11 protein-coding genes are annotated in these 14,662 nt (G+C 45.3%); 6 read left to right on the top strand and 5 right to left on the bottom strand.

Annotated elements, in window-relative coordinates:
- Positions 1–214: 214 nt before the first annotated feature.
- Positions 215–571: a hypothetical protein gene (locus NST38_RS29825; protein WP_339196144.1), complete on the bottom strand. Its 357-nt coding sequence runs from the start codon at positions 569–571 to the stop codon at positions 215–217.
- Between the two features lie 337 nt (positions 572–908).
- On the opposite strand from NST38_RS29825, the gene NST38_RS29820 reads away from it, so the two are divergent.
- On the top strand, positions 909–1,598 hold the full coding sequence (locus NST38_RS29820) for a hypothetical protein (protein WP_076252030.1): 690 nt from the start codon (positions 909–911) through the stop codon (positions 1,596–1,598).
- A 144-nt stretch (positions 1,599–1,742) separates the two neighbouring features.
- On the opposite strand, the gene NST38_RS29815 is transcribed toward NST38_RS29820, so the two are convergent.
- Complete coding sequence (locus NST38_RS29815; RefSeq protein ID WP_445933730.1) at positions 1,743–3,872, bottom strand: 5'-nucleotidase C-terminal domain-containing protein; 2,130 nt, start codon at positions 3,870–3,872, stop codon at positions 1,743–1,745.
- A gap of 426 nt (positions 3,873–4,298) precedes the next feature.
- On the opposite strand from NST38_RS29815, the gene NST38_RS29810 reads away from it, so the two are divergent.
- The gene (locus NST38_RS29810; RefSeq protein ID WP_036611704.1) at positions 4,299–5,261 is read left to right on the top strand and encodes an endo-1,4-beta-xylanase; all 963 of its coding nucleotides are present in this window, start codon (positions 4,299–4,301) and stop codon (positions 5,259–5,261) included.
- A gap of 137 nt (positions 5,262–5,398) precedes the next feature.
- Here NST38_RS29810 and NST38_RS29805 read toward each other — a convergent pair whose 3' ends face one another.
- The 3 genes from NST38_RS29805 to NST38_RS29795 all read right to left on the bottom strand — a co-directional run bounded on the left by NST38_RS29805 (position 5,399) and on the right by NST38_RS29795 (position 10,040).
- On the bottom strand, positions 5,399–6,559 hold the full coding sequence (locus NST38_RS29805; RefSeq protein WP_076252027.1) for an MFS transporter: 1,161 nt from the start codon (positions 6,557–6,559) through the stop codon (positions 5,399–5,401).
- Positions 6,560–6,871: 312 nt separating this feature from the next.
- Positions 6,872–8,212 (bottom strand): glycoside hydrolase family 30 protein, encoded by a 1,341-nt coding sequence (locus tag NST38_RS29800; RefSeq protein ID WP_076252025.1) that lies wholly within the window; start codon positions 8,210–8,212, stop codon positions 6,872–6,874.
- Positions 8,213–8,522: 310 nt separating this feature from the next.
- A complete protein-coding gene (locus tag NST38_RS29795) occupies positions 8,523–10,040 on the bottom strand; it encodes a leucine-rich repeat domain-containing protein (RefSeq protein ID WP_179087888.1) in 1,518 nt (505 codons plus the stop codon).
- Between the two features lie 501 nt (positions 10,041–10,541).
- Between NST38_RS29795 and NST38_RS29790 the strand changes: the two genes are divergently transcribed.
- The 4 genes from NST38_RS29790 to NST38_RS29775 all read left to right on the top strand — a co-directional run bounded on the left by NST38_RS29790 (position 10,542) and on the right by NST38_RS29775 (position 14,580).
- The gene (locus NST38_RS29790; protein WP_076252022.1) at positions 10,542–11,432 is read left to right on the top strand and encodes a diacylglycerol/lipid kinase family protein; all 891 of its coding nucleotides are present in this window, start codon (positions 10,542–10,544) and stop codon (positions 11,430–11,432) included.
- A gap of 147 nt (positions 11,433–11,579) precedes the next feature.
- Positions 11,580–12,497, top strand: a complete 918-nt coding sequence (locus tag NST38_RS29785) for an aldo/keto reductase (protein ID WP_036611688.1) — start codon at positions 11,580–11,582, stop codon at positions 12,495–12,497.
- 272 nt (positions 12,498–12,769) lie between these two features.
- Positions 12,770–14,152 carry a hypothetical protein gene (locus NST38_RS29780; RefSeq protein WP_036611685.1) on the top strand — a complete coding sequence of 461 codons (1,383 nt, stop codon included), beginning with the start codon at positions 12,770–12,772 and terminating at the stop codon, positions 14,150–14,152.
- Positions 14,153–14,409: 257 nt separating this feature from the next.
- Positions 14,410–14,580: an aspartyl-phosphate phosphatase Spo0E family protein gene (locus NST38_RS29775; RefSeq protein ID WP_017691550.1), complete on the top strand. Its 171-nt coding sequence runs from the start codon at positions 14,410–14,412 to the stop codon at positions 14,578–14,580.
- Positions 14,581–14,662: the final 82 nt, after the last annotated feature.

Raw genomic sequence — 14,662 nt, 5'->3', positions numbered from 1 at the left:
TCTTTTGCGTTAGTTTTTGTACAATTATTGCACCGTACATTTATCGTATACCTCTTCATTATACTCTATATGCAGGCAGGCTAACGGAGTAAATGCTTCAAGTGTGTAAATTGTTTTCATCATTTCCGATTTTAGTAGCAACCACCCGTTGCTGTTCGTATGTGTATCATAACGTTCCACGTGAAACGAAATGTATCGGCGTATATGCTTGGTGTTAATGAATGACCATCTTCACAGCCTTGGTTTGGGGAGGGTAAGATTGAGCAATAACTCCATTGATCCACACTTCTGCACTTCGACCAACGAGTGTCTCATCCAAAGAGACGGTGACAATCTCTCCTCCGACGATGAGTTCGGCGTCCTTGCTGAGCGAGACCCAAATCGGTCCTGAATCAACACCGCCATCTTCTTTATTCTCGATGAGTACCTGACCTCTTTCTTCCTCAAAATCCGTAATAATTCCTCGCACATGTGGCTTCTCTTTCCCTTGTTCTACGGACTTCTCTGCACATCCAAGGGTTAACAGGAGCATGATGACTGGTAGTAAGGATAACCTTCGTGCAATGGACATTGGGTTGCTCACCTCCTTTTTAATACATCTATAAGTATGGACGGTCTTAGAGACAACAAAGTTCCTTTACATCAATGGAATAAAGAACAAAAATCACTCCATTGAGGCTGGAACTGAAAAATGGGATATGGTAGCATATGGGTACCCGTAAAAAAGCTATAGGATAATCAATCGTATATTACACGTATGTCGCTAGTCATGAAAGAATTTTTATAATAGTGGTACTTTTATATACTACGTATTACCCGGCCGGAGCGAGTACAACCGAAATTTTAATGGACTGCACAGACATGGATGTCTGTGTTTTATTTTTTTATCAGGAAAAGGGGGATAAGATATGCCGCGAGTCAAGATGACATGTTGGTTGTTAAGTATCGTACTGGCTCTGGTCAGCCTATCCGGGTGCTCGTCCCCTTTTTACGAATCGTTTAATGCCGCAGGGGGCAGGTTATCCTCTGATCGAATGAATGAACTCCGCAAGGAATATCCGCTATCCACTGGCGTCCCCGCGACGATTAACATGAGAGAAGTTAGCTTCAATGAGGTCATGGCGTTTGGGGATGGGGTCGTTGTGGCGGAGGTCGTGAAGGTGTTGCCGAGTTTTCGTGTGGAGCTATCGACTAAACCCGGTACGCCTGAACGAAAGGTGGCTGATAAGGTTAGGGCTAATGGAATCACATCCTACCAACCTGAATTCATCTCTTATCAGGTGAAGGTAAATGAAGTAGTAACAGGAGATGATGTACCCGAGGATACTTTTTTATTTTACAACGCTGACTTCGCAGGTGTGGAGCCTGAACTTAAACCAGGTATGAAGATTATCGCTGTAGTCAAAAAGGGGACGACCGGAGAACAGCAGGGAGGATATTCATTCACTCGCTACGGCACGTACTATATTGTCGATGATGACTACGTACTTGCCGCCTACGAGGGGGAATCGGAGGAATTGCGTGATTTTATGGAACAAACGAATGGCATCCAGCTGAACGCTTTTATGGATAAAATCAAGAACCAACCACAAGGCTAAATGACTTCATTCCCCTAGAGCAGTAGAGGAAGGGCCATACGCATAACCATTCGTTTAACATAACAAAGGGCGATCCCGACCATGATATTCATGGGAGAATCGCCCTTTTTCTTTTTCGTTAAGCGTGGTGCGTCACGATGTTACCTATTTCAAAATACTCACATATTTCCCGTATACAAATGCTACACGTCCATCCAGCTTCACTTTTACCCAGCCATACTTGTCTGTACTGATCACCTCAAGCACAGTGCCCTTTGGTACCGCAGCAACAACTTTGGCTTTGGATGAAGCGCCAGCGCGTACGTTCAGGTAAGCCGCAGTAACCTTGGCTTGTTTGCCTTTGGTGACAGTTCCTGGTTTACCCGTGCTTGGTGTGGATGGTTTACCAGGTTTCGACGTGCCTGGAGTTGGTGTTGGTTTTGGTACTGTTGGCGTTGTCGGCTTCTCAGGTGTAGGAGTAGTTGCTCCCTCGCCATTGCCTGACGATTTGCGAGCTTTGTTCAGCTGTTGATAGAACGCTCCCTTGGTTTTCACGCCTGCGAATTGTGTTGCACTCACACCTGCTTTGGCAGATAATGTATCAATCTCTTCTTGAGTCACTGCATCCAAAATGTTAATGGAGGCAATGTTGGTGTACTTGCCATCTTCCGTTGTTGGCACAGACATAATGCCATCGTTAATTAACTTCACCACATCTGCACGCTCCGGTGCAGTCAGGTCTACGCCGGTGATTTTCCAGTTGCGTTGAATCTTCGGTTCGTAGACACCTTGCATGACATCTTTCAGATAGGCGATGGACAGGTTGCGAATCGTGCCTTGAATCTCACCAAATGCCGAGGCGTCCTTGGAGGACCAGAGTTGCTTGAACTTACGCCCTTCCATGGCGCCACCTTTGGCAATCAGCGCTTCCATCCGGTAGGCATTCATACCGAGCTTCAGCGTATCATCTTCTTTGACAACTGATCCATTGCTGTACTTGAGATTTGTAATCCGACTACCGTATGGCTTGGTCAGGTCAATCTCATATGTTACGCCGCCGAAGAAATCATCGGTGCTGTATTTGGAAGCACGTCGTTTCGGATCAAAGCTGACGGTCACATCACCCGGGCGTGTAGAGTTGAAGTACCCCGCAGACCACTCCATATAATCCATTAGATCGCGTCCGGTTACTTCATATACGGTCACTTCACCAAAGGTGTATTGGTAGTTAAATGCAATATCCTTTTTCTTAATCGGGCCTACATCCAGCTTGGCTTTGTCGTTATCAATCTGATGCGCAACCACATCGGCATCACTGTAATGCAACATCACTTCGGTGAAAAAATCAGACAAAGGTGTTTCCTGGATCTGCACCGCAGGGATACCCTTAATCTCATCAGCAGGGACCAGGTTCGTTCCTTTCAGTTCAGCCACTTCAATGTTGGCATCGGCACGAGCGAACTCGTGGAATGGGTGCAAAGTCTCTTCCAGCGCAGGATCGGAGACTTCATACGTTCCGTCTGCTGCTTTTACAGCGAGTGCTCGAGCTTCTTTGCTTTTCAGCACAACTTTGTCGCCGTCTTTTTCAAATGTCAGATCGATTCGTGAAATATGTGAGCCATATTTATTCGGTTCGGAGATCAATACGCCGTTAACCGTTTGGGATTCAATCAAAGTATGCATGTGTCCGGCAAAAATGGCAGCCAGCTCTGGGTTGGCATTGGCGATATCCGTCACTCCGGTTCCCGGATTTCCGTTCTCGTTATCCAATCCCATATGCATGAGTCCAACCATGACATCGACTTTGCCTTTCAGCTCAGCAATGGCCTTTTTGGTCTCTTCCACAGGATCTTTGACGATGATGCCGTCCAGGTGATCCGTGCCTTTTTCAAATTCGGTAATCATAGGTGTGTTCATTCCGATAACACCCACTTTGATTCCGTCTTTCTCGATAATCGTATAGGCAGGCATGTAGCGGTCGCCGTTTTCTTTGAAAATGTTACCCACGAGAGGCTGTCCATTGAATTGGGAAGAGATCTTCTCCAGTACGTCCAGTCCAAAGTTAAACTCATGGTTACCCATAACCCATGCGTCATATTTCATTTCGTTCATTGCAACCATCATGGGAGATTGAGGTTGATCATTGAACAACTCAGCCGAGTTATCCTGAATCATGTCTCCTGCATCCAGCAGGATCGTGTTGGGATTCTCAGCACGGACTTTTTTCACAATGGTGTAGAGCTGTGTCATGCTACCGGTTGGATTTGGACCGTCCAGAGCATAGTCCCACGGCATGAATCGACCATGTATATCCGATGTACCCAGCAACGTAATCTTGGTCTCCTTGTCTGCCTCAGCAGCCTGAACCGGAGTGGAAGCAAAAGGGGCGAACAAAATGGAGGCACATAAGAGGAACGATAAAGGCCATCCGGCGAAACGTTTCGTTGAAATTTTGCGCATGTTGTAATCTCCCTTGTTATCTAGTGTGTGTAAAGATATGTATCATTTCATACTAGATAAACATCTGGTGAATGTAAACTCCAATGTAAGAGTTATGTTGGATTTAAGAGAGTGAATCTATGAATAACTTCAGAAAAAGCATTTAAATCTATTTTTTTACAATGAAATACTATAATTTGACAGGTGTTAAAAACCAAAATTATCCAGTAAAATGATGTTTGTAAGCGCTTTACAAAAAATGAATTCTAAGGAGGAAAATCATTGATTAAGTCTAAGTGGTTCAAAACAGTCGGCTCACTGGCATTGGTAGGGATTCTCGCTGCTTCTGTTGCGGTTGGTAGTGTGAGCGCTGGTCTGGCGAAAGGTAGCAAATTTCTGGGCAATATTATTGCCAATCAGGTTCCTTCGAATTTTAGTCCATATTGGAATCAGGTAACTCCGGAGAACTCTACCAAGTGGGATGCTGTTGAAGGCACACGCAACGTGATGAACTGGGGCCAGGCGGACATGGCCTACAACTATGCTAACAACAACGGATTTCCGTTCAAGTTCCATACGCTCGTATGGGGAAATCAACAGCCAAATTGGATTAACAGTCTCTCAGCCGCAGATCAGAAGGCTGAAGTGACACAATGGATTAAAGCGGCAGGACAGCGGTATTCGAAGTCTGCCTTCGTTGATGTGGTGAATGAACCTCTGCATGCGAAACCATCCTATCGCAATGCTATTGGTGGAGATGGGGCAACGGGTTGGGATTGGGTTATCTGGTCATTCCAACAGGCGAGACAAGCCTTCCCTAACTCCAAATTGTTAATTAATGAATATGGTATTATCGGTGATCCTGCTAAAGCGGACCAATATATCCAGATTATCAACCTTTTGAAAAACAGAGGTCTAGTTGATGGTATTGGAATCCAGGCGCATTACTTCAATATGGACAACGTTTCTGTGAACACAATGAACACGGTACTGAACAAGCTTGCGGCTACAGGGCTACCAATCTATGTATCCGAGCTGGATATGACAGGTGACGATAATACACAATTGCAACGTTATCAGCAGAAATTCCCTGTGCTGTGGAAACACTCTGCTGTTAAAGGTGTGACGCTGTGGGGTTACAACCAGAATCAAACCTGGCAGGCTGGCTCTCACTTGGTCAATAGCAACGGTACAGAACGTCCGGCTATGCAATGGCTGAGAAATTACCTGGCGAACAATCCTTAAGCGTGCGTTTGCACGAATCTGAGCTTCCTTTGTAAATCCGGTAATCATATAACACCAAATAGCGCCTGTTCTACATGTTAAGCATGGGAATATGGCGCTATTTGTGTTAGTGCTTTCTCTCAACAGTGTTCGGCAATTTATGGTGCAGGGAAACATTTAATTTTAATCCAAACCAATACAAAAGCGATCAGTGCAAATATCATTCCGCTCCAGATCAGCTGATGTATTCCAAGGTTCGCGATGAACCAGCCGCCGATGGCAGTACCCAAGGTAATACCGAGGTTGGAAAAGGATACATACAAGCTGTTGCCGAATTCTGGCGCGTCCTGCGCTTCAGCGGTTAACCAGGTTTGGCTTACAATTAATCCTCCTGAATGCACGGATGCCCAGAGGATGACTACAATAACCATCCACATGAAGTGAGGACCGGCCCAATAGACGAGTGCGTAAGCTGCTACATACAGCAGGGGGAACATGAGGACAGTTCGGACCACGCTCTTACGCAGAAACTGTCCAAACCCCAAATTTCCGATGATCATGACGACACCAAAGACGGTCAGCATGACACTGATCCATGATCCGCTCATGTGGGTGACCTGTCCAAGATACTCGGCGAAATAGCTGTACACGGAGAACATGGCGGCGAATATAAAAATGACTGCGGCAACATTCAGCCATAATCCACGTTTGCGCAGAATACCGAGCTGCTTGCCATAGGACATCTTTTCCTTCACGGGCATCGAGGGTAGCCAGATCCATATGCCGATCAAAGCGACCACACTGACCATCGCTCCAAACAGGAAGGCGATTTCGAGGGATAGGCGTTCAGCAAGATACGATGTGAGTGGCACGCCAAAGGCAAAGCCCGCGGTAACTCCGGTGAATACTTTGGCGACGGCCTGACTGCTTTTCTCTGCTGGTACGAGTTGGGCACTGGTGACCAGGGCTACGGAAAAGAAGACGGGATGGAATAACGCGGGAATGATACGGAAGATAAGCATGGTATCAAATGTTGTGGCGTAGGCATAGACCACGTTTGAAATGGCAAACATCAGCACAGCGGCTAAAAGGATAATTTTGCGATTCATCCCGGATGCCAGCAAGGTGAGAAAAGGGCCCGCAATGGCTACGACTAGCGCAAATATACTGACCAGCCAACCTGCCTGTGCAGCCGTAATGTTGAATTTATTCGCAACCTGAGGCAGTACCCCCACAATTCCCATTTCTGTTGTAATAATCCCGAATACCCCGAGTGCCAGCATCAGGATAAGGAGTGGATTGACCTGTTGTGATTTCATGCAAAGCGTACCTCCAATAAATTTAAATATACAGAAAAGTAGATATGTTATGCTGAAATGAGCCTGCCTTGCCTCCTATAATATGATGGACATGAGAGTAAGTTCTCTGGATTACATTATATCTAGATTTATAGATTTGTAAATATAAAAGGTGAAACGTCATTTCTTTAAGTTGTCTTCTGCTTGTGTTCTACAGGAGTAATTATGCTGACAATAAGCATGGTCTGGCCCATAAAAAAATAGCGACGGCCCGGGGAATCCTTGGGGCCTGACGCTATTGATGTCCGCGTTTTTAACGATGTGTTGGATTAGTTATTTCGGTTGAATAACCATGCTGTTGAATGAATCAGCCTCCAGCTCAATATGAAGGGTCTGCCCTTCCTCGATGGTCAGATACAGGTCACGACGGTCCTGGAATGGATTGTTGATGACAATCACGAGACTGTTATCCGGGTTGCGGAAAGCGACGGATTTCCCGCTCCACGCGCCAGACAAGCCGACTCTTCGAGCACCAGGAACAATATGATGCGCGAAGTGTTTCATCACATAATACTCCGGGTTCCGAGTAACCTCCGTCGTGTCTGGATCTATCGTAATCATGGAGTTCTGCTCCCAGCCCCATGTGCTGCGGCCTTTGGGTTCCAGAACCATGTTCCAGTAGATGTACGCGTTCACTCCGTTGCTGAAGTAATGCTGGTAGAGGTTATATACATATTTGGCATAGTTCCATGAGTTGTTGCCATCACCGCATTCGTTCTCAGTCTGCATATAACGTAGCTCCGGATAACTCGCTGAGGTACGTTGAATCGCATTTTTGCCTGCCCACTGATATCCAACACCTTTGATATAGGAATAGGCTTTTGGATCACTCAGGACAAGCCCGGCGTACTCATCGAAGTCGTTTGTTTTTTTCTTGATTAATTCCTCCCATGGATCAGGGGCGTTGATCGTTCCCAGCCAGATCTCCGTATCCAGACCGTGTTGGTCAAAAGCCGGGCCCAGATAATCGGCAATAAACTCACGAAGCTGCTCGCCTGTCCACATGCAAGAAGGAAATTTCTGATCTGCAATCACTTCGTTCTGCACATGCACCTGATGGATCGTAATGCCTGCTTCACGGTAGGCCTGTACAAATTTTACAAAATACAGGGCGTAGGCCTCCAGAATATCTTTCTCCCAGCGCAGTGTCCCATAGTTATAGGCTTTGGGCGACTTCATCCACGTTGGCGGACTCCATGGCGAGGCGAAGAATTGCAGGTTCGGGTTATAAGTCAGAGCTTCCTTGATGTAAGGAATCAGATATTTGAAATCACGTTTGATCGAAAAATGTTCCATGGCCACGTCGCCGTCCACCTCGTTGTGGCTATACCACTGCTCTGCATAATCACTTGCGCCGATCGGCAGGCGACAGATGTTAAACTTGTGCTCGCCCTCGGGATGGAAAAGAGAGTGAAATACCTCATGGCGCTTCTCCTCATTCAAATGGGACAGAGCCATATAACCAAGCTCGTTGAAACATCCGCCAAACCCTTCCACAAGTTGGTGCTGTTCACCCGTGAGTTTTAGGTTAGCGCTTTCATTAATTGGCACAAAAGATAGCTCTCTCCACGGGCTGTCTTGGGTTGTGGAATAACCAGTGAGCGTGAATGTCATGTGAATTTCCTCCTCGCTTGAACCTCAGTTGTCATATATATTACGTTCAGTATAACAACTCCCACGGCAAAAGAAGATATGCTAAACCGTGTGAAATTTACCCTAATCGAAGATGGAGTATCACGAGTTCGTATTCGCATAGACAGATCGTATGCTGTATTTGCTTGTGATCAGCGATGTCCATATACCATTATCCAATGTCTTAACACAACTGTCATAACACAACAAAATCCCCGCTGATTATTCAGACGGGGACTTGCGCTATGTTTCTCATATTCTCTTATGGCTGCAAATGAACGTGAGACACAACTTAAGGCTGTACACTCTCACCAAGCTGTTTATTTTCAAAAATCAGAATCGTTTTGCTGCTTCCGATGTAACCAACAGAGGTATTGAATTGCTCCGAGATGAAGCGAACCGGTACAAAAGCTTTACCATCTTTCATCAGAAGAGGAGCATCATTGATCGCAAGTGTATCATTCACGACAACTTGTTTGTTACCCACGCTCCAGCGGATGGTCTTATCATTCTGTGTGATCACAGCTTCGCGCGTACCGCTGTTCCAGTTCACACGGGCGTTTAACTGCTCCGAGACAAAACGCAGAGGCACATAGGTCCGGCCTTCATCGATAAAAGGTGCAGCATCCAGTGCATAAGCACGATCCCCAACATAGGCGGTGGTAGACCCTTCGATTAGACGCTGAAAGCTGCCCTGGGGCGTTCGTTTCTGCTCCCGCACATTCATCCGGTTCAGAAGTTGCATCGTATGACTGCCACTCACAACATCCAGATAATTGTTCTGCACCGTGAGTCCGGCAGGCTCAACCTCTGAGACAGACGTCTGAATACCGGAGGATAACGAGGTAGACGCCGAGATATCCTGTATAACATTTGTCGCTGACTGATCACGGGTAAACGTAAAACCTGCGATCGGTGTCAGATCCCACACCCGGTTGTTGGATAATTTCAACACGTCCAGGCTGGAAAGCTGCCGTAAAGGTTCCAGATCATAGATCTGATTGGACTCTGCATTCAGCTCTGTCAGCCCAGTCAGTTCCTCAAGCCCCTTGAGATGCTGTACTTGGTTACCAGAGATATCAAGTGTCCGAAGGCGTGTCATATGCTCCAGTGGTGTCAGATCCGTGATTTGATTACCTGCCACATTCAGATTCCGCAGTGTATTTGGCAATTCAGCCAGTACGTCCAGCGTCTGAACCTGGTTGTTTGCTACATTGAGTTGTTGGAGCCGGGTTTTACCCATGAGCGGTGTCAGATCGTTAATCGTATTGTTCGAGATCTCAAGCCACTTCAGTGCATCCGCATCCGAGAGGGCCGCAAGACTGGCAATCTGGTTACCGCTGGCGTGGAACGTATGTAATCGGTTGAACCCACGTACAACCTCTATGGAAGAAATGGAATTGTTGCTGATATACAGCCGTCCCAAGTCTTTTAATTCAGTAAGTGCGTCTATGGATGTAATGTAATTATTGCGAACATCGATCTCGCGAAGCTGGGTTAGGTGCGCCAGCGGTGTGAGATCCTCAATCTCATTCCCATATAATCGGAGGTGAGTCAGATTGGTTGCATATTCGAGACCGGACAGGCTGTGAATACCTGCATTGCTCAGATCTACCACTTCAAGCTGCTCCAGATCCGTTGAAGTTAATGGCACATCCAGAGGTTTGTTCAGGATTAACTTCAGTCCGTCCTCCAAAGCGGGATCTTCAATGATTCCCTCGCCCAAGTCTGTAGTGGTGTAAGCCATGGCTTGCCCCGATGCCCCGAGACTCAGGATGAATACTAGAAATAATAGCGTCATTCTTCTCATTGCATGCATTCCCTCCGATTTTTAGAATTATAAAATCATCCGAACAGATTGAGTTAGTTAAGTATATTGAATCAATTTCATAACTCATTAAAATGAATTTTTGTAACTAGATATAGACAAATTGGACCATTTTGATCTATATCTAGCCTTGATTGAAGCAGCTAAAGGTATTATGAAATTGATTCTAGTATCTACACGATAACAGCGACCGGAAGGTTGTTCTGCCCACGGAGTGTTCAGTGTGAATTGAAGAGTTTAACATATGCAGGTTCGGCTCAAAGCACATCTATAGTTATTAACCCGTCAACGGGAAAAAGGAACAAGGAATTTCGTAATGGCTATTTCTCTACTTCTATTCTATATGAAACAAACCCTGCTCTGCACTCTTCAGAGACATGTTTATCAAAAAAAATAGAACATCTCCCGCAGACCCTATTCAACCCACCCTTGAAACGGGTAAAGATGAAGTAAAGATGCCATTTTGGAGGGGAAGATGTGAGTATGCGCCAAGCCATGATCATTAGTAATCCATCGTCAGGTAAGGAAGAGGCCGAGCAGTATGTGTCCCAAGTCAGAGAAATTCTGGAGTCACAGCAGTATGAGGTGGTTGTTAATGAGACGGCCGGGGAAGGTGATGCCACCAACTACTGTCTGAGCGCCTGCAAAGACGGCTGTGATCTGGTCATCTCCATCGGAGGCGACGGTACACTGCATGAGACGATTAACGGCATGATGGATCAGGATCATCGCCCCCGATTAGGCGTTATACCGCTAGGTACGGTGAATGATTTTGCGCGTGCGCTGAATATCTCGCTTGACCCGGAAGAAGCCATAAGGCAGTTACGTTCGAATCAGACCCATATCGTGGATTTGGGGGAAATCAATGATCGCCTGTTTGCCAACGTTGTGGCTGCGGGTTCTTTGGCAGAAGCTCTGTTCTCCGTATCCTCGGAAGAGAAGTCGAAGTTGGGATCATTCGCATATCTCAAAGAAGGCTTGAAAGACCTGGTGAATACACCAGCCAATCATCTAACCATTGAATATGACGGACAGCTCTGGGAGGGGGAATCGCCACTTTTTCTGGCGGCGCTGACCAATTCGGTCGGAGGATTCGAGAAGTTATCCCCGGATGCAGAGGTGGACGATGGTCTGATACATTGTTTTGTTGTTCGTAATATCAGTGTGTTCAACAGTCTGACCCTGGGCACCTCCCTATTATTTGGTAGTCTGAAAGACCATAAGGACGTGGACTATTTTACAGCCAAAGAAGTTCATGTTCGCTCAGACGAAGCCATTCGCACTAATGTAGATGGGGAAGAAGGTCCTGCCCTGCCGATTCATATCCGTGTCCTGCCAAGGCATATTGAGGTCATTATACCGGAAGAAGTATAGTTTATTCTTTTGGATCTATAGGCTGGAATGAAGAACCTATCATTTCTCCATATGAATGTAGGATAAAGCTATTGAAACCGATTGCAGATATATGTCACAATCAAAGGTAAGATACACGATAATATTCGAATATGGAGGGAAAACATCTTGAGAACGATTAAATTGGGCAGCAGCGCACTAGAAGTACCTGTAGTTGCGGTGGGCTGCATGCGGATTAATTCACTAGACGGTAAGGAAGCCGAACATTTTGTTCGTTCTGCAATGGAGGTTGGCGCAAATTTCTTTGACCATGCCGACATTTATGGTACAGGAACATGTGAGGAGATCTTCGCCGAAGCAGTACAGATGAATCCCCAAGTTCGTGAAAATATGATTCTTCAATCCAAATGCGGTATCCGCAAAGGCATGTTTGATTTCTCCAAAGAGCACATCCTGAATTCGGTGGATGGTATCCTTCAACGTCTGAAAACGGAATATCTTGACGTTCTGCTGCTGCACCGTCCTGATGCATTGGTTGAGCCGGAGGAAGTGGCTGAAGCCTTTGATCAACTGGAGCGCGAAGGTAAAGTGCGTCACTTCGGGGTATCCAACCAGAATCCGAACCAGATCGAATTGTTGAAAAAATACGTGAAACAGCCACTGGTAGCCAACCAGTTGCAGATGAGTATTACCAATACCACGATGATTGACAGTGGCATTAATGTGAACATGGAGAACGATGCCGCGGTTAACCGTGACGGTAGCATTCTTGATTACTGTCGTCTGCATGATATCACCATTCAGCCGTGGTCCCCGTTCCAGTACGGATTCTTCGAAGGTGTATTCCTGGGTAGCGACAAGTTCCCGGAATTGAATGCAAAGATTGACGAGATTGCTGTGAAGTATGACGTGAGCAATACAACGATTGCAATCGCATGGTTGCTTCGTCACCCTGCGCAGATGCAACCTGTGACAGGCACGATGAACATTGAACGTCTGCAAGACTGTGTAAAAGCAGGAGATGTTCATCTCACTCGTCCAGAGTGGTATGAAATTTACCGTGCGGCAGGTAATATACTGCCTTAAATCCAAGTTATAGTGAGTATACTGACTGCTGAGTCAGTTGAGAGCACGAGCCCGTAGATGGCTCGTGTTTTTTGTCTAATTTCAGGTTTGATGCCAGACGTGTTTCCGATATAAAATAAGGATAGGATTGTCCGTTTTATAAAAGGATTAAAATGGTTTTAATACAAATTAGTTGAAATTATTATATTGACCGATACTTTCTAATTACATATAATTACTTTTGCATACCGATAATCCCGTTTATGTTTTTTATTTTGGAGGGTGGTGTTCGTTTGGAGTCGACAACCACGATACGCGATCACTTGGAAAGTTATCTGAAGCGTGAACAGATGTCCATTAGTCATTTTTCGGAAACGTCAGGGATTAATTCGGGTACGCTCAGCAATATTTTGAATAAAAATCGGCCTATTGCCATGCAGCAGTTGGATCGCATTACTTCCGCCATGAGACTGGAAGAAGGTTACTTCTATGAGTTATACATAGACGAGTGTTTTGTACACGCGACCCCGGACTGGCGAAGACTGGGACCCTTCCTTCATCGCTGTGCCGAGTTGGACAAGTTGGACTGTATTGAAGAGGTTATTCGTCTGATGATGGATAATCTATCCTATATTCCTTTGTTATTTGATGTGGCTGAAGAGTTCTACCAAGCGGGTAAATTCAAAGCAGCCATCCTTCTATATGAAAACATCGCCGAGAGTGAGAAAATGCAACATTCCGAGCGGCTTGCACTCTGTCAGTATCGACTGTTCAGGTTGGGGCTAACCAATGATCAGCACCGAAATCTGATTATTGCATCTCGGTTCGAATATTATGTGGATCGGCTGGATGAACGCTACCAGTTGGATGCGCTTAACGAACTGATTAATGCTTTTGGAGCATTGCATAGATGGGACAAGGTTCAGGAGTTATCTGAAAAATTGAAAATAAAAGCGTCCATCCATTATGAGATGAATGGCCGAAGGAAACAAGAAGAGACAAAAAGACCAATTGTTTTCTATATTCTATACTCCGATCTAGCTGCAGGAAGTGCCTGTTATCAATTGAAGGACTACACTGAGGCACTTAAATATGTTTCTTTATATTCGGATAATCGCTGGGTGAGGAACCCGGATAAAGATGAAATCGTAGTTATGAATCAGTTTCAAGAATGGGCTGAAGCTAATCGATATATATATCATTTAATGGGTGGACAGTTTGAGGTATTACCAGATTACCTGGCGTATATCTCGACGAAGGAAAATGAGATATTCCCAGCGCTTTGTGATATTGTAACGGCGGCTAATCGCTATGATAAGGATATTGATCATGTTCTCAAACAGTATGAATCCTACTTCACTTATCAGGAACAGAGTAACCGAATTGGTAAAGTAAGCAGACAAGTTACGGATGATCGATATTTACGACTTTTAGCAGATTTGGGTGCATATTATTTAAAGAAAGACGAGTATCATTTAGGTATAGAATTTGTGCTAGATAGTTTAAAATTTTCTATTGAAATTAGCAGTGGACGAGGTATGCTTAGAGGTGTCGGACTGTTTGAGCAATACCGGGAATTTGCATCTGAGACGGCGAAACAGCAATACAAAATGATAATTAGTGAGGTGCAGAAACTCAATGAAGAGAAAGTTGGCTTTGCTGATAGCTACCTGTAGTATCGTTGTATTCATCGTAGCTCCTGCTACGGAACCTGTCCCAAGCAAGGAAAGCCCGAATCCCGAAAGCCCGAACCCCGAAATTATGAGACCCGCTGATCATGGATTTGGAACTTAATAAAAGTAAAGAACGCTTCTGAATTCATTTCAGAAGCGTTCTTTTTTTGTGTATCAAAGTGGAAGAATAAGTATGTCGTATCTCACATGCGCTTATGATTGGCATAATACACTAAAATATGACAAAAAGGAGGGGTACTATGGATCGCCTGGATTTGATATCACGGATCGAAGATGCCAGACAGTTGTTATATCGCATGCATATGGAATACGGTAGTCTGCTTCATCCGGAAGTGATCCAGCAATCCGTAGTCCTGGACGGGCTTATTAATCAATACAACAGAGCCAAGGTAGGAAAGGCGATGAATTAAGTTCGCCTATTTACATTTGCGTCTTTGTATACTATAGTTAGTTACATGAGTAACTAACCTACTAACTGACTAATGAATACGT

The organism is Paenibacillus sp. FSL H8-0104 (assembly GCF_038050215.1).
Lineage (GTDB): Bacteria > Bacillota > Bacilli > Paenibacillales > Paenibacillaceae > Paenibacillus > Paenibacillus amylolyticus.
Note: the sequence above shows the minus strand (reverse complement) of the source record. Positions and strands in the feature narration are given on the sequence as shown.

Bases quoted from the DNA above. Each gene is read 5' to 3' on its own strand.
- NST38_RS29820 (WP_076252030.1), top strand. From the start codon at position 909: ATGCCGCGAGTCAAGATGACATGTTGGTTGTTAAGTATCGTACTGGCT.
- NST38_RS29775 (WP_017691550.1), top strand. From the start codon at position 14,410: ATGGATCGCCTGGATTTGATATCACGGATCGAAGATGCCAGACAGTTG.
- NST38_RS29800 (WP_076252025.1), bottom strand. From the start codon at position 8,212: ATGACATTCACGCTCACTGGTTATTCCACAACCCAAGACAGCCCGTGG.
- NST38_RS29825 (WP_339196144.1), bottom strand. From the start codon at position 571: ATGTCCATTGCACGAAGGTTATCCTTACTACCAGTCATCATGCTCCTG.
- NST38_RS29805 (WP_076252027.1), bottom strand. From the start codon at position 6,559: ATGAAATCACAACAGGTCAATCCACTCCTTATCCTGATGCTGGCACTC.
- NST38_RS29795 (WP_179087888.1), bottom strand. From the start codon at position 10,040: ATGAGAAGAATGACGCTATTATTTCTAGTATTCATCCTGAGTCTCGGG.
- NST38_RS29790 (WP_076252022.1), top strand. From the start codon at position 10,542: ATGCGCCAAGCCATGATCATTAGTAATCCATCGTCAGGTAAGGAAGAG.
- NST38_RS29815 (WP_445933730.1), bottom strand. From the start codon at position 3,872: ATGCCGTGGGACTATGCTCTGGACGGTCCAAATCCAACCGGTAGCATG.